This is a genomic window from Paenibacillus faecalis, from assembly GCF_900289175.1.
GTDB lineage: Bacteria > Bacillota > Bacilli > Paenibacillales > Paenibacillaceae > Paenibacillus_AQ > Paenibacillus_AQ faecalis.
The window spans coordinates 3296084-3311399 of record NZ_LT985747.1 but is presented as its reverse complement, the minus strand read 5'-3'; the positions used below and the strand labels follow the sequence as shown (position 1 = coordinate 3311399).

Annotated in this window: 11 protein-coding genes, 1 tRNA gene and 1 other annotated feature (1 of these 13 only partly in view); of the genes, 9 read left to right on the top strand and 3 right to left on the bottom strand. The window is 44.7% G+C overall.

Translation table 11 applies throughout. The features are described 5' to 3' along the window. Positions 1-8: a binding site (T-box leader), on the bottom strand; it reaches 212 nt to the left of the window's first position. 95 nt (positions 9-103) lie between these two features. Next, on the bottom strand, positions 104-532 hold the full coding sequence (locus tag C8268_RS15685; protein WP_106768536.1) for an EamA family transporter: 429 nt from the start codon (positions 530-532) through the stop codon (positions 104-106). A gap of 410 nt (positions 533-942) precedes the next feature. On the opposite strand from C8268_RS15685, the gene C8268_RS15680 reads away from it, so the two are divergent. Next, positions 943-2022: a matrixin family metalloprotease gene (locus tag C8268_RS15680; protein WP_106768535.1), complete on the top strand. Its 1080-nt coding sequence runs from the start codon at positions 943-945 to the stop codon at positions 2020-2022. A 547-nt stretch (positions 2023-2569) separates the two neighbouring features. On the opposite strand, the gene C8268_RS15675 is transcribed toward C8268_RS15680, so the two are convergent. Beyond that, positions 2570-2643, bottom strand: a tRNA-Arg gene (locus C8268_RS15675). 333 nt (positions 2644-2976) lie between these two features. Between C8268_RS15675 and C8268_RS15670 the strand changes: the two genes are divergently transcribed. From C8268_RS15670 to ispG, 5 genes are all read left to right on the top strand, one after another. After that, a complete protein-coding gene (locus C8268_RS15670) occupies positions 2977-3807 on the top strand; it encodes a hypothetical protein (RefSeq protein ID WP_106768534.1) in 831 nt (276 codons plus the stop codon). A gap of 145 nt (positions 3808-3952) precedes the next feature. Next, positions 3953-5302, top strand: a complete 1350-nt coding sequence (gene tig, locus C8268_RS15665) for a trigger factor (RefSeq protein ID WP_106768533.1) — start codon at positions 3953-3955, stop codon at positions 5300-5302. Positions 5303-5675: 373 nt separating this feature from the next. Beyond that, complete coding sequence (gene clpP, locus C8268_RS15660; protein WP_106768532.1) at positions 5676-6266, top strand: ATP-dependent Clp endopeptidase proteolytic subunit ClpP; 591 nt, start codon at positions 5676-5678, stop codon at positions 6264-6266. Between the two features lie 13 nt (positions 6267-6279). Beyond that, a complete protein-coding gene (clpX, locus tag C8268_RS15655) occupies positions 6280-7539 on the top strand; it encodes an ATP-dependent protease ATP-binding subunit ClpX (RefSeq protein ID WP_106768531.1) in 1260 nt (419 codons plus the stop codon). 98 nt (positions 7540-7637) lie between these two features. Next, positions 7638-8747, top strand: coding sequence for a flavodoxin-dependent (E)-4-hydroxy-3-methylbut-2-enyl-diphosphate synthase (gene ispG / locus C8268_RS15650; protein WP_106768530.1), 1110 nt, complete (start codon positions 7638-7640; stop codon positions 8745-8747). Positions 8748-8834: 87 nt separating this feature from the next. Here the strand turns inward: ispG and C8268_RS15645 are convergent. After that, positions 8835-10189, bottom strand: a protein-coding gene (locus C8268_RS15645) for an IS3 family transposase (RefSeq protein ID WP_106768529.1) whose coding sequence is annotated in 2 segments (ribosomal slippage) — positions 8835-9736 and positions 9736-10189 — 1356 coding nt in all. Because the reading frame shifts where the segments join, the coding sequence is not laid out codon by codon here. A 299-nt stretch (positions 10190-10488) separates the two neighbouring features. Between C8268_RS15645 and lonB the strand changes: the two genes are divergently transcribed. From lonB to yihA, 3 genes are all read left to right on the top strand, one after another. Then, entirely contained in the window at positions 10489-12216 is a 1728-nt protein-coding gene (lonB, locus tag C8268_RS15640) for an ATP-dependent protease LonB (protein ID WP_106768528.1), read from the top strand. 84 nt (positions 12217-12300) lie between these two features. Next, entirely contained in the window at positions 12301-14637 is a 2337-nt protein-coding gene (lon, locus tag C8268_RS15635) for an endopeptidase La (protein WP_106768527.1), read from the top strand. A 15-nt stretch (positions 14638-14652) separates the two neighbouring features. Further along, positions 14653-15255, top strand: coding sequence for a ribosome biogenesis GTP-binding protein YihA/YsxC (gene yihA, locus C8268_RS15630; RefSeq protein WP_106768526.1), 603 nt, complete (start codon positions 14653-14655; stop codon positions 15253-15255). Positions 15256-15316 lie beyond the last annotated feature (61 nt).

Here is a 15316-nt window from a genome sequence, read left to right as displayed (position 1 = left end):
GAAGTTGTTTTTCGATTGTTACATATTATAACCAAACTATTTTAAAAATCAACCGCTAAGAAAAGGATCAATGTAAAGCCGTATGTAATCCGCATAAAAAAGATTATTTTACAGCTACCAAAAGAGCTCCAATAGCGATGAAAGCTACGCCAGCTGCGTTGATCCACGATATTTTCTCGCCGAGGAATAAGAAGGCCAGGATAACTGCGATCACAACGCTTAGTTTATCAATAGGACCTACCTGTGATACTTTTCCGTATTTTAATGCCAAAAAGTAAAATAGCCACGATAACGCACCGGCAATACCGCTCAGAACGATAAAGCTTAAAGCTTTTTTCTGAACTAAAATCTCACCCAGTTGAGCGAACTTTCCCTGAACGGCCACAACACCGAGTAAAAATAAAGCCATAATTACCGCCCGGATGGCGGTTGCAGAGTTGGCATCTATATTTTGCAGCCCGATTTTTCCGAAAATCGATACGAGTGCAGCTGTCACTGCTGATAGCAAAGCATATATAAGCCATAAAGGCATTATATCTTTCCTCCTTTAAAATAGATGATTTTATTTTTTCTAGTAAAAACTTACTACCTATGTAATCAGACGAAAATAACAATCGTAATAGTAGTAATGTTCTATCTTTTCTAATATTTTGTTAATTTATTAAATAATAGATTTTTGTCTGCTATAATTATTTGTGATTTTGTGCTTCAAGAGATGCAATCGAGTGAGGTGATACTATAGATAAAGGCATACACTAGTATACCTAACAAAATGGTTGAATGTCAGCTGCAAAATTCTCATACTTGCAAGCGATACGTCGCCGCTTGAACGAATGCAGCTGAAGAAGAAGATACTGTTGTATCGAATCGTTTCAACGAGACCTTTTTGCCATGGAAAACTGAACTTGGAGAACTAAAAATTCATTAAGGAGACAGGTTTTAATGTCAAAAAGAACATTACGTAAAATATTTTTACTTACGGTAACATTGGCTATTATTGTAAACGGTCATTTTGTAAATTCGACAAATGCACAGTCTCAATCGGAATATATCGCTGATTTTAACGGCGTATCCGCTCCAATCCCGGTTAATGTTCGCACAGCGCCATCAGATACCGCGCGTATTGTTGATCAGATAAATCCAAATACGCGTGTACAATTTTCTGGCTGGACAACAGGCAGTTCGTTTCAGAACTACTGGACAAATGCACCGGATAACCGATGGTTTTTTTATGAGAGAAATGGCGTAAAGCAATATGTTTCATCCGCTTTTATTAATGGGAATCCACCTGAGACAGTACAAAATGAGCCATCGGAATCGAATACTATTCAATTTAGCGGGATATCCGCCCCGATCCTGGTTAATGTCCGCACAGCGCCGTCAGATACCGCGCGTATTGTTGATCAGATAAATCCAAATACGCGGGTACAATTTTCTGGCTGGACAACAGGCACTTCGTTTCAGGACTATTGGACAAATGCACCTGATAATCGATGGTTTTTTTATGAAAGAAATGGCGTGAAGCAATATGTTTCATCCGCTTTTATTAATGGAAATCCATCTGATGCCAGTCAGCCAACTCAGCCAACTCAACCGACTCAACCGACTCAACCCAACCGAGCATTAGTTTCATATAATGTAAGAATTACTACGGATATTCCAGCTCTTGTACAGGCTTATGAAAATGCAATACGAAACTGGAATAATACCGGTGTTGTTTGGCTGTCACAATCACAAAATGCCCCCATAACTTTAGGTGAAGGCTATGCCAGAGGTTATGATGGATATGGATGGTGGCAATCGTATGGTTCAAATGTTACAGGCGGTACGGTCATTCAGTGGAATAGAGTCAGCCAGAGAAGCGCTTCTTATTTAGAAGCCTTGGCTACACATGAAATTGGACATGTATTAAAACTGAATCACAGGTCGGATTATTCTATAATGAATAACTATTGGTTAACCAGAACTACAAAGCCGACCGAAAACGATATTAATGACCTTAGAAGAATTTATAGTCGATAAAATTAAATGGATGCTTTTTGAGGCTGTCGAGAAAATCGACAGCCTTTTTTTTGAAGCCAATGTTCTGCTGAACCTGCACTACCTTCTGGAATACGCAAAAAACCGCCGAATGGCGGTTTACTTCAAGCGTCCCAATTCGGGATACAGCCTATTTAGGCCGACTGCGAAGTAATGCTATCGTAGCTTATGCTTCGACGAACCCCTATTTTGGGGTTCTCCCCCTTCTGGAATACGCAAAAAACCGCCGAATGGCGGTTACTCAAAAGCGTCCCAATTCGGGATACGGCCTATTTAGGCCGACTGCGAAGTAATGCTAACGAAGCTTATGCTCCGACGAACCCCTATATGGGGTTCTCCCCCTTCTGGAATACGCAAAAAAACCGCCCAATGGCGGTTTACTCAAAAGCGTCCCAATTCGGGATACGGCCTATTTAGGCCGACTGCGAAGTGAATGCTAACGAAGCTTATGCTCCGACGAACCCCTATATGGGGTTCTCCCCCTTCTGGAATACGCAAAAAAACCGCCCAATGGCGGTTTAACTTAAAGCGTCCCAGAAGGGATTCGAACCCCTGACCGACGGCTTAGAAGGCCGTTGCTCTATCCAGCTGAGCTACTGGGACATGATTTTTTCAAGCAAGAAATATCATACCATATGATAAAAGTGAATTCAATATATAAATTCAAAAAAATAACGATTAATCGCATCCGCATCGTGTTATATATTGTAGATATACGGTTTCATTATGTTCTTTATTATTTTTATGTTTAATTACTATCAGCTTTTTCTCTTGGTTTTCCGGTTTTTTAACTTTCCAGGGGATATGCTATAATCTACAATTATCAAAGCGGAAAAGAAAGGAGGTGTCCTTATAAAGGACTCGAGCTCCCCAGAAGAGAAGAACATCATCCTGTTCCCGAATACACTTGATTACTATCAGATTCAACTCACCGTTATGCTCGAAAACGAACGTTACGGGGAGGCCAAGGAGCTCCTCCAGTTTTTGCTTCAGTGCCAGGGCCAGAACGAGCGAAATTATGAAGAATGGCAAGCACTGCTGGAATGGCTGGAAGCTGCTTTTCCATCATCCGCTCCTGATTCAGATGAATCAGGTAACGAGAGTGTTGAGGATGAAGCCAGTATGGCTCGCCGTATGGCTCAGGACAAACTTGCCCAGGATGCGGGTTATGCGGATAAATTGCTTGATACCGTTATGAACGGACCGCTTACGGAGCAAACCGTGCTTGCACTGGAACAGCTTGCTTATCTTGATCATCCCGAAGTAGATGCGGCTTTAACAGGATGGCTTAAGGACCAGCCTCTTCATCCGCTTTTTCAATTCCGTGTGCTTCAAACTTTACGCCGCAGGGAGATGTCAGGGCTAGTAACGATCCAGAGGGACGAGGAAATCGTTGAGATCGAGATTGAACATGTTCCTTTGAGTCATAACGAATTTCCGGATGCCATTATGAAAATTTTGGAGCGTGTGGCTGAGAAGACAGAAATTCACGAACCGACTCTATATTATTTTGCTCAGGAACTGTGGACACAATTTGTTATGGCGATTTACGGTACAGCAACCTATCGTTCCATGCTGGATGGTGAAGAATCAACAATGGATATATGGGCTGCTGCCCTCCATGATATTGTGTCAGAGAGTTTGAAAGGGAACCGGAAAGAGGAGGAAATCCGTTCTTATTATGGAATTACCGATACGATGCGTTTCAAGTATGAAGGTGCGTATCGTTCCCTTAAACAATTTGTCTCGGCAGACGTAGATGATTGAGCGGGTAAGGGAAACGCTTACGGTATGGAGCCATAAGGGTTTGCCCTTGAAAAAGGAATTAATGTTGTTTATACTATAGTGGTTATTCGGTCGTGATATATTAATCTGCGCCGACCACGTGAAATTTTTGGAGGGGAAAGCATAAATGAAAGCAACTTGGGAAAAAATAGAGAAGAACCTTGGTGTTCTTGAAGTTGAGGTTGAATCAGACCGTGTAACGGCTGCCCTCGACAAGGCTTTTAATAAAGTAGTTAAACAAGTAAGTGTACCAGGTTTCCGGAAAGGTAGAGTACCTCGGTCCATTTTTGAAGCGCGTTATGGTGTAGAAAGCCTTTATCAGGATGCTATCGATATCCTGCTTCCAGAAGTATACAGCGAAGCTGTTGAGCAAGCGGACATCTTCCCGGTAGACCGTCCGGAAATTGATATCGAGCAATTCTCCAAAGGCCAAACGTTCAAGTTTAAAGCTAAAGTAACGGTTAAACCTGAAGTGAAGCTGGGAGAGTATAAAGGTATTGAAGTAGCGGCAGTGACTTCCGAAGTTACTGATGAGGAATTGAATCAGGAGCTTGAGCGTCTTCAAGAACGTCATGCAGAACTGATTGTAATCGACGAAGGCACAGCAACTTCCGGCGATATCGTAGTCATCGACTTTGACGGTTCAATTGACGGAGTTCCTTTTGAAGGTGGACAAGCAGAGCGTTATTCCCTCGAACTTGGAAGCAACACATTTATCCCAGGCTTTGAAGATCAGGTTATCGGAATGGGAACTGGAGATTTCAAAGACGTTGAAGTAACTTTCCCTGAAACGTACCATGCAGAGGAACTTGCTAACAAAAAAGCAGTCTTTAAAGTGAAAGTACATGAAATCAAGCGTAAGCAGCTTCCTGAGTTGGATGACGAATTTGCTAAAGACGTTAGCGAATTCGATACTCTTGATGAGTACAAGGAAGATCTGAAACAGCAGATTCTGAAACGCAAAGAGCAGGAAGCTTTGGGTGTTCAGGAGAACGAAGTTGTTGAAAAAGTGGCAGAAAACGCTGAAGTCGACATCCCTGAATCGATGGTTCAATCCGAAGTTCAAAACATGATGCGTGATTTCGACAACCGTCTTCGCCAGCAAGGCATGAACCTTGACATGTTCCTCAGCTTCTCCAACCAGTCCAAAGAGGATTTGGAAGCTCAAATGCAAGATGATGCGAAGAAGCGTGTTCGCAACAACCTTGTCCTTGAGCAAATTGCAAAAGAAGAGAAGCTTGAAGCAACTGAAGAGGAAATCAATAAAGAACTTGAAAATATGGCCGAGACGTATAAGCGTCCTGTCGACGAAATCCGTAACATCTTGGCTTCCAACGGATCTCTTGACAGCCTGCGTGAAGAGCTTGTTCTTCGCAAAACAATTGATTTCTTGCTGGAAAACAGCGTAGAAGGCGCTCCGGCTCCGAAAGAAGAGACAGAAACAAAAGAAGCAACTGAAGCGGAAGATAATAAATAAGGCGCTTAACAGAAGCTGCCATTTACATTGGATAAGGCACGTATTTCATGACGTGCCTTATTTTTAACCAGACACATCCAGTTTGCTGCTATATATGACATAAAATGGGCTGGTTTCTGAAACACAAGTTAAAGTACAAGTACATACTTTACTTATACTTGGCTTATCTTTCAGCGAGCGGTGCTGTAAGTCCCTCTCTAAAAGTCAGTCTGTTAAGGTTTATCGAAATACATAATGAGACAAGTTGGCAGGATATAATGTTTGAGAAATTCATAGAATGTAGCTATGGTTAAAAAATGACATGGAGCGTTGAACATGTTAGAATAACTTTTATAACGCGAAAGTATATTTTCAAGGAAAAGAGGTTGGTCGCATGAGTCTGGTACCTATGGTTGTGGAACAAACCAATCGAGGCGAAAGATCCTACGATATCTATTCTCGATTACTGAAAGACCGCATCATATTTCTCAGCGGTCCGATTAATGACGATGTCGCCAATCTTGTTATCGCCCAGTTGCTTTTCTTGACTGCGGAAGATCCGGAGAAAGACATCCATTTGTACATCAATTCTCCTGGTGGTTCTGTGACAGCCGGGATGGGTATATATGATACGATGCAGTATATCAAGCCAGATGTGTCCACGATTTGCGTCGGTATGGCTGCAAGTATGGGGTCACTGCTTTTGGCTGCCGGTGCGCCTGGTAAACGTTTTGCGCTGGAGAACAGTGAAGTTATGATTCACCAACCGCTCGGTGGAGTTCAAGGCCAGGCTGCTGATATTCAAATCCATGCAGATTGGATCATCAAGACCAGACAGAAACTTAACCGTATCTATGTGGAACACACGGGTCAATCCCTGGAAAAAATCGAACGTGATACGGACCGTGACTATTTCTTGAGCGCGGAAGAAGCAAAATCTTACCGTATAATTGATGAGGTCCTGTCTTCACCGATCAAATCTTAAGAGGTGGTATAGAATGTTTAAATTTAATGACGATAAAGGGCAGCTGAAATGCTCCTTCTGCGGCAAGTCGCAGGAGCAGGTTCGCAAATTGGTTGCAGGGCCCGGCGTTTATATATGTGATGAGTGCATTGATTTGTGCTCTGAAATTGTAGAAGAGGAGCTTGGCCACGAGGAAGAAATAGATCTGAAAGATATTCCGAAGCCACGGGAAATCCGTGATATTCTCGATCAGTACGTTATCGGCCAGGAACAGGCGAAGAAGTCGCTTGCCGTAGCTGTTTATAACCACTATAAGCGCATTAATACACAGAACAAGGTTGAAGATGTGGAATTGCAAAAGAGCAATATTTTATTGCTGGGACCGACTGGTTCCGGTAAAACTTTGCTTGCGCAAACGATGGCTAAAATCCTCAACGTTCCTTTTGCCATTGCTGATGCGACTTCTTTGACAGAGGCCGGATATGTAGGCGAGGATGTTGAGAACATATTGCTGAAGCTCATTCAAGCTGCAGATTTTGATGTAGAGAAAGCGGAGCGCGGCATTATCTATATCGATGAAATTGATAAAGTAGCCCGTAAATCCGAGAATCCTTCGATTACTCGTGATGTGTCTGGTGAAGGTGTTCAGCAGGCCCTTCTGAAGATTTTGGAGGGAACGGTAGCTTCCGTTCCGCCTCAAGGTGGACGCAAGCATCCACATCAGGAATTTATTCAGATCGATACGACGAATATTTTGTTTATTTGCGGCGGCGCTTTTGACGGCCTGGAGCAGTATATCAAGCGTCGGATCGGTAAAAAAGTGATTGGATTTAACGCTTCCGGTGAAGGTCATAAAGACCTTAAACCGGGTGAATACCTGAGCATGGTTCTGCCGGAGGATCTTTTGAAATTCGGTCTCATTCCGGAGTTTGTTGGACGCTTGCCAGTCATCTCCACACTGGAGCCGCTGGATGAGAAAACGCTCGTTCGGATTCTGTCCGAGCCGAAGAACGCTCTGACGAAGCAGTATCAAAAACTGCTTGAATTTGATAATGTCAATCTGAAGTTTGAACCGGAAGCTTTGGAGGCGATCGCTCGCGAAGCGATTAAGCGGAACACCGGTGCACGCGGTCTTCGCTCTATTATTGAAGGCATTATGTTGGATGTGATGTACGAGGTTCCTTCCCGTGATGACATTACGGATTGCGTCATTACTGAGAAGGTTGTCCAAGATAAGGTCATTCCTGAACTTTTGGGAAATGATGATGACAAGAAACAGGAAGAAAGCGCCTGATTCATGTTTTGAAATAAAATCAATGCTGATCTCCACTTCTGCCTGCAGTTATTGACGGGCAGTGGTGGAGCTTTGGTGTATATGGGAGAGGTTTAACCATGTTTTTGAGACAAGACACAAGGCCCGTAAAAGTGGGAAATCTCACGATTGGCGGAAGCAATGAAGTCATCATTCAAAGCATGTGCACGACCAAAACGGCAGATGTTGAAGCTACGGTTGCCGAAATATTGCGTCTGGAAGAAGCCGGATGTCAGCTTGTACGGGTAACCGTAAATAATGAAGAGGCAGCTGCAGCCATTAAAGAAATTAAGAAACGCATTCATATTCCATTGGTTGCAGATATCCATTTCAACTATAAGTTGGCACTTGCTGCTATTGAGAACGGAATCGATAAAGTTCGCATTAATCCGGGCAATATCGGAAAACGGGAAAAAATAGAAGCTGTTGTAAAGGCATGTAAAGAAAAAGGGATTCCGATTCGTATCGGAGTTAACGCAGGCTCTCTGGAGAATCACCTATTGGAGAAGTATGGTTATCCAACGCCTGAAGGTATGGTGGAAAGCGCCCTGTATCATATTGGTATATTGGAGGAACTGGACTTCCACGATATCATCGTATCCCTAAAGGCCTCTGATGTGCCTATGGCTATTGCTGCCTACACTAAAGCTGCGGAGGTTATACCATATCCTCTGCACCTTGGCATCACTGAAGCAGGAACATTGTTCTCCGGAACTGTAAAAAGTTCAGCTGGAATGGGTGCATTGTTATCCATGGGGATCGGAAGTACGATGCGCATTTCCTTGAGTGCTGATCCGGTTGAGGAAATTAAGGTGGGCCGTCAACTTCTGAAAACTTTCGGTCTGATTTCTGATGCTGCGACTCTTGTATCGTGTCCAACATGCGGCAGACTGGACATTGACCTGTTCTCCATTGCTAATGAGGTGGAAGAATATATCGCTGATATTAAAGTGCCGATTAAGGTTTCTGTTCTGGGCTGTGCAGTTAACGGTCCCGGTGAGGCACGAGAAGCTGACATCGGTATCGCAGGAGCACGGGGAGAAGGCCTGCTGTTCCGCTATGGGGAAATGATACGTAAAGTTCCCGAAGAAACGATGGTTGAAGAGTTGAAGAAAGAAATCGATCATATCGTCAAAGTGTATGAAGAAACCGGAGAAATACCTGGCCGGAAGCATAAAACGGGAGTGTAAGCACTCGAAATAACTATAACTTAAACAAAACAAACACAGGCTGCCTGAGGATGAAGTGACCCCCAAAAGTTAGACACGGTTATTTCATCAGGCAGCTTTCTCAAAATGAGTTCGGTACTGTACCGGACTCATTTTGAATTTTGCCTTCAACCGTTTAGTATTGTAGTATTCAATATATTTTTTCAGTTCTTTCTTGAAATGTTCCACATTTTCAAACTCTTTACAGTACAGAAACTCCGACTTGAGAATACCGAAGAAATTCTCTATGACGGCATTATCGTAACAATTCCCTTTTCGTGACATGCTCTGGAGAATGCCTCTCGACTTAAGCGCATGGCGATACGGCTTCATTTGGTAATGCCATCCTTGATCTGAATGAAGAAGAAGATGGTGCTCTTCCGGCAGACGCTTCAGTCCTGCATCCAGCATTTCAGATACCAGAGAATATGTTGGTCGTGAACCAATGGTATAGGTGATAATCTCCCCGTTGAATAAGTCCAAAATGGGTGATAGATACAGCTTTTCTCCAAACAACTTAAACTCCGTGATGTCCGTCACCCATTTCTCATTTGGCGCCTCCGCCGTGAACTGGCGGTCCAGATGATTCGGTGCAATCTTGCCCACTGTCCCTTTATACGACTTATACTTTTTCATGCGGACTAGGCATCTAAGGCCTAGCTTTTTCATGAGCCGCTGAACCTTCTTATGGTTTACTTTCCATCCACGGATTACCAGTTCATCACGAATACGGCGATATCCGTAACGCCCCTCATGTTCCGCGTAAATTGACTGAATTTCATCTTCCAAATCGGTATTCAAATCTGGTTGATTCATACGTGCTATAAGGTAGTAATAGGTGCTGCGCGGGACACCAGCCAGCTGTACGAGTGCCATCACCGGATATTTATGCCTCAGTTCCCAGACGACTTGTGCTTTGTCTTGTTTGGTGATTTTTCCTTGTTTCGAACTAAGGCATTCAACTTTTTTAGATACTCATTTTCCATTTCAAGCTGCTTGATACGTTCTTTAAGTGCTTCGTCAGACCCTTCAACTACGGATCGTTTGATAGACGAATTGGAATCTTTCTTCATGGATGGACGCCCCTTCTTTTTTGGCTCAAGGGCTTCTAGACCGCCTGTCTCCATCTTTTTCTGCCAGGAATACAACATGGAGAAGTCCGGAAGGTTGAACAGAGCAGCGGTATCCATGAGAGAAGCGTCTGATTGAGCCATATGATTGAGTACGTCCAGTTTAAAGCTTGCCGGATAATTTGTATAGCCGTTAATAAAGGCTGACTGACCATGCATCTCATAGAGCTTCAACCAATATTGGAATTGGGACTTAGTAACGCCCATTTGATTTGCGTATTCCGTCTGCGATATAAGATCAGGGTCATACCCTTGAATTATCGCCAATTTACTATCTTTCGTAAATTTAGTCATAAAAAAACTGCACCCCCAACTGTTAGAGTGTGTCTAACAATTGGGGTGCAGTTCAGGATTTATTCTTGGGTGGCCTTTTTTATCTTTGTGGTTTGCGCTTAAGCTTCATAAGCAGACGGATGGTTAAGGCAAGAGCGATTGTAGGAACGATTTCGTACGCTTAGCATCTTCCTTTCAGTGTACACTTTATTTTCAGATTCTTTGTTTTTCCTTTCCATGAGTCGTTTTACCAGCCGATAAACAGGCAATACTACCATGTATTAACGTTTTGACATAATGGAAAACGGGAGGAATAAATTATGAATCTGAATGTTTTGATCATGCTGGTTCAGCTGTTTTTTGCAGTGATTATCGGCATTTATTTTTGGAACTTGTTGCGAGGACAAAAAACGAGTAAAACAGCAGTCGATCGGGAGTCGCGTAAAGAGTTGGATAAACTCCGTAAGCTTCGTTCAATATCATTGACGAAACCGCTGGCTGAGAAGACACGCCCACAGACGATGGACGACATCGTCGGTCAAAAGGATGGCCTTCGTGCTTTAAAGGCGGCGCTGTGCAGTGCCAATCCCCAGCATGTTATTGTGTATGGACCTCCTGGGGTAGGCAAGACCGCAGCGGCACGGGTAGTCATGGAAGAAGCGAAGAAAAACCCGCAATCTCCTTTTAAGCAGGACGCCAAGTTTACGGAAATCGATGCAACAACTGCACGTTTTGACGAACGGGGGATCGCTGATCCGCTGATCGGTTCTGTCCATGATCCGATTTATCAAGGTGCTGGAGCGATGGGGGTAGCCGGGGTTCCGCAGCCTAAGCCAGGTGCTGTGACCAAAGCGCATGGGGGAATTTTATTTGTTGATGAAATCGGTGAATTGCATCCGATCCAGATGAATAAGCTGTTAAAGGTTCTGGAGGATCGCAAGGTGCTTCTCGAAAGTGCGTATTACAATTCAGAAGATGCCAACACGCCGGCGTATATTCATGATATTTTTCAAAACGGGCTGCCTGCCGACTTTCGGTTGGTCGGTGCGACAACGCGGTCGCCGGAAGAAATTACGCCTGCACTTCGCTCACGTTGTATGGAGATATTTTTCAGACCTTTGCTGCCAGAGGAGATCGGCAGGATTGCAGAGGATGCCATACAAAAAATCGGTTTGCTTCCTTGCCCTGAAGCGGTAGAGGTAGTCAAGCGGTATTCGACCAATGGGCGTGAGGCTGTGAACATGATCCAGTTGGCGGCCGGACTGGCGCTGACAGAAAATCGGGAGAGCCTTCGGGCAGCCGATGTCGAGTGGGTGGCGAGCAGCAGTCAGCTGCAGCCAAGACCGGATCGGAAGATTCCGGAAAGCCCTCAAGTTGGCCTTGTCAACGGGTTGGCGGTTTATGGGCCAAATATGGGAGCGCTTCTGGAGATTGAAGTGTCAGCCGTTCCTGCAGAAAAGGGCCAGGGCATTTTTAATATTACTGGCGTAGTGGATGAGGAAGAGCTTGGAGGCGGTTCCCGTAAGCTTCGGCGGAAGAGCATGGCCAAGGGCTCAATCGAAAATGTGCTGACTGTCCTTGGAGCGATGGGATACAGACCAAAGGATTTCGATCTGCATATCAATTTTCCGGGGGGGACGCCTATCGATGGTCCTTCCGCAGGGATTGCAATGGCAACCGCGATTGTATCTGCTATTAAAAACGTTGAAGTAGATAATAAAATTGCTATGACCGGTGAGATCAGCATTCACGGCAAAGTAAAGCCGATTGGCGGTGTTATAGCGAAAGTAGAGGCTGCGTTCCAGGCTGGAGCTACTACCGTGATCATCCCGAAGGATAACTGGCAGAGTTTCTTTGAGGACTTGAACGGTCTGCGGGTGATTCCGGTTGAATCTGTCGATGAAGTGTTGGCTCAAGTATTCAAGGGAGCTGTTTCCCCGGGAGTCGTTCAAATGCCTCAAACGGAATCATTTCCGGCGGCATCCCCTTCATTGCTCCAGGCCACGCCGCCGCGAAATGGGAAGATTACAGATGCCGGCAGCTGTTAACACCTACTTGAATGGTTTTTTATATGAAGATTTGATAAAATAGGAACAGTGTCAACATTGAGAGCCATTGGAGGTGTGAAAGCGATGGGACCAAGTAAATCCAAAGGTCGTCGTTTTCCTTTACTGCCTTTGAGAGGACTTCTGGTTTATCCAAGCATGGTGCTGCATTTGGATGTAGGGCGGGAGAAATCCGTTAAGGCATTAGAAAAAGCGATGGTTGAAGACAATTTGATTCTCCTATGTTCTCAATCGGAAGTGAACATTGAAGAACCAACGCAAGAGGATATTTTTCGGATTGGCACAGTAGCCAACGTAAGACAAATGCTCAAGCTTCCGAACGGTACCATACGTGTGCTTGTGGAAGGTATGGAACGGGCGGAGATTATTCAATATACGGATAACGAGGAATATTACGAAGTTCTTGCACGCGAACTTCCTGAAGAGGAGAACAATGATTCCGAAGTAGCCGCTCTCATGAGAACGGTTCTGAACCAATTCGAGAATTACATTAATCTGTCCAAAAAAGTGACGCCTGAGACACTGGCTGCGGTATCCGATATCGAAGAGCCGGGCCGACTTGCGGACGTGATTACAAGCCATCTATCTTTGAAGATTAAGGATAAGCAAGAGATTTTAGAAACGATCGATGTTCAGAAACGTCTTGAGAAGCTGCTTGATATTTTGAACAATGAGCGCGAAGTGCTGGAGCTTGAACGCAAGATCAATCAGCGGGTCAAGAAACAGATGGAAAAGACGCAGAAAGAATACTATCTGCGCGAGCAAATGAAAGCAATTCAGAAAGAGTTGGGTGAAAAAGAAGGACGTGCAGGTGAAGTTGAGGAGCTTCGCAGTCAGCTGAAGGAGCTTAACCTTCCAGAGCGTGTTAGCGAGAAGGTTGAGAAGGAAATTGAGCGTCTGGAGAAGATGCCTTCCAGTTCAGCTGAAGGTGGCGTTATTCGCAACTATGTGGACTGGCTGCTCACATTGCCATGGACCAAGCAGACCGAGGACGATCTGGATATTGTGAAGGCAGAGCAGGTTCTGGATGAAGATCATTACGGTCTTGAAAAGCCGAAAGAGCGTGTTTTGGAATACTTGGCAGTCCAGAAGCTAGTGAAAAAAATGAAAGGTCCGATTCTTTGTCTTGTAGGTCCGCCAGGGGTCGGTAAGACCTCATTGGCCCGATCTATTGCTCGTTCTCTTGAACGAAAGTTCGTTCGTATATCTCTGGGCGGCGTGCGCGATGAAGCGGAAATCCGAGGTCACAGACGCACCTATGTCGGTGCTATGCCAGGCAGAATTATTCAGGGTATGAAGAATGCAGGTTCAAAGAATCCTGTGTTTTTGCTTGATGAAATCGATAAAATGGCTTCTGATTTTCGAGGAGACCCATCTTCTGCTTTGCTGGAAGTGTTGGACCCAGAACAGAACAATACGTTCAGCGATCATTTTATTGAAATTCCGTTTGATCTGTCTCAGGTTATGTTTATTACGACAGCCAATGTGCTGCATAATATTCCACGTCCGTTACTGGATCGGATGGAAGTTCTTAATATTCCGGGGTATACGGAGCTGGAGAAGCTGCAAATTGCTCTGCGTTATCTGATTCCGAAACAGAAAAAAGAGCATGGGCTTGAGGCGGAGCAGCTGCAGATCGATGAGAATGCTATTCTTAAAGTGATTCGGGAATATACACGAGAGTCGGGTGTACGGAACCTGGAACAGCAAATTGCAGCATTGTGCCGGAAAACAGCCAAACAAATCGTAACTGATCATACGGAAAAAGTGACGATCGGTGAAGAGGATATCAAGGACTATCTTGGCATTCCGAAGTTCCGCTACGGAATGGCAGAGCTTGAAGATCAGGTGGGCAGTGTAACAGGGCTTGCTTGGACCGAGGTTGGCGGTGATACACTCACCATTGAAGTCACGGTTGTTCCGGGTACAGGAAAGCTGACGCTCACGGGTAAACTTGGTGATGTTATGAAGGAATCAGCTCAAGCCGCGTTTAGCTACACGCGTTCCAAAGCGCAGGAGCTTGGTATCGAGTCTGATTTTCATGAAAAGCTGGATGTACACATCCATATTCCGGAGGGAGCTATACCGAAAGATGGCCCATCTGCAGGAATTACAATTGCTACTGCGCTCATATCATCTTTAACCAAGCGCCATGTAGCACGTGATGTTGCCATGACCGGTGAGATCACTTTGCGCGGAAGGGTGCTGCCAATTGGCGGACTGAAGGAGAAGTCGCTTGCCGCTCACCGGGCCGGCTACAAAAAAATCCTGCTCCCAAAAGATAACGAAAGGGATTTGCGCGATATCCCGGACAGTGTAAAGAACGATGTTGAATTTATTCCCGTATCCCATATGGATCAAGTGCTTCAGCATGCGCTGGTGGAGCAGGCGGGAGTGCATTAGAGAGGAATACTGAATATGAAGGTTACAAAATCAGAGTTTGTCATCAGCGCTGTTCGTCCTGACCAGTACCCTGTAGACGCCTTGCCGGAGATTGCTCTGGCAGGGCGTTCCAACGTGGGCAAGTCTTCGCTAATTAACAGGATGCTTTCCCGTAAAAATCTGGCCCGTACTAGCGCGACTCCGGGTAAAACTCAGCAATTGAACTATTATCGAGTGAATGATGATCTATATTTGGTCGATTTTCCGGGGTATGGTTATGCGAAGGTGTCCAAAACACAGCGTGCTGCTTTTGGCGAAATGATCGAGAAATATTTGCTGAATCGCAAGGAGTTGAAGTTGGTCCTGCTTGTTGTTGATCTTCGTCATCCTCCTTCAAAAGATGATATCAACATGTACGGCTGGCTTCAGCATTACGGCCTGGATGTATGTGTGGTGGCGACGAAAGCGGATAAAATCCCGAAAACCCGTTGGCCCAAACATGTGAAGATAATAAAGGAAGCCTTGGGCTTTCAGCCGCAGCATTCGATGGTTATGTTTTCATCCGAAAACGGTTTGGGCAAGGATGAATTATGGGACATTATCAAGTCCTACGCCAACCTGGAATCGGAAAGCGAATGAGACGACCGAGAATTTTTTTATTCATACCGTAGAGATACAGTGTTTTTTCTGCATGAAAATG

What these genes read in the sequence shown, in the direction of transcription:
- C8268_RS15680 (WP_106768535.1), top strand. Translation starts at nt 943, where the DNA reads ATGTCAAAAAGAACATTACGTAAAATATTTTTACTTACGGTAACATTG.
- C8268_RS15670 (WP_106768534.1), top strand. Translation starts at nt 2,977, where the DNA reads ATGCTCGAAAACGAACGTTACGGGGAGGCCAAGGAGCTCCTCCAGTTT.
- clpX (WP_106768531.1), top strand. Translation starts at nt 6,280, where the DNA reads ATGTTTAAATTTAATGACGATAAAGGGCAGCTGAAATGCTCCTTCTGC.
- lon (WP_106768527.1), top strand. Translation starts at nt 12,301, where the DNA reads ATGGGACCAAGTAAATCCAAAGGTCGTCGTTTTCCTTTACTGCCTTTG.
- ispG (WP_106768530.1), top strand. Translation starts at nt 7,638, where the DNA reads ATGTTTTTGAGACAAGACACAAGGCCCGTAAAAGTGGGAAATCTCACG.
- tig (WP_106768533.1), top strand. Translation starts at nt 3,953, where the DNA reads ATGAAAGCAACTTGGGAAAAAATAGAGAAGAACCTTGGTGTTCTTGAA.
- yihA (WP_106768526.1), top strand. Translation starts at nt 14,653, where the DNA reads ATGAAGGTTACAAAATCAGAGTTTGTCATCAGCGCTGTTCGTCCTGAC.
- lonB (WP_106768528.1), top strand. Translation starts at nt 10,489, where the DNA reads ATGAATCTGAATGTTTTGATCATGCTGGTTCAGCTGTTTTTTGCAGTG.
- C8268_RS15685 (WP_106768536.1), bottom strand. Translation starts at nt 532, where the DNA reads ATGCCTTTATGGCTTATATATGCTTTGCTATCAGCAGTGACAGCTGCA.
- clpP (WP_106768532.1), top strand. Translation starts at nt 5,676, where the DNA reads ATGAGTCTGGTACCTATGGTTGTGGAACAAACCAATCGAGGCGAAAGA.